The 236-nt window shown below is 66.9% G+C and carries 1 protein-coding gene; it reads right to left on the bottom strand.

All coding sequences use genetic code 11. The annotated features are described in order from the left end of the window. Positions 1–60: 60 nt before the first annotated feature. Positions 61–236 (bottom strand): transposase (locus FVA95_RS30415; RefSeq protein WP_149667016.1); only part of this gene is annotated, 176 nt, incomplete at its 5' end.

The raw sequence follows: 236 nt of genomic DNA, 5'->3' as shown, positions 1-236 counted from the left end.
GCGATCACCGCGTAGTTTGACCGACGAAGGCTCACGAGGTAGCCGTCTTCGTCCACCACGTCAGCGGACGTGACCCAGGACGACCCCGCCACGGAAGGTCAGAGCGAGCTTGTCGTAGCGGGTCGCGAGGCCCCGCCACTGTCTGAGGTCGCAGAATCTGCGCTCGACGACGTTGCGGCCCCGGTAGTCGTTGCGGTCGAATGCCGGTGGACGACCGCCGCGCGAGCCACGTCGTT

Origin of the sequence: Pseudonocardia sp. EV170527-09 (assembly GCF_008369905.1) — a bacterium.
Classification (GTDB): Bacteria; Actinomycetota; Actinomycetes; order Mycobacteriales; family Pseudonocardiaceae; genus Pseudonocardia.
Note: the sequence above shows the minus strand (reverse complement) of the source record. Positions and strands in the feature narration are given on the sequence as shown.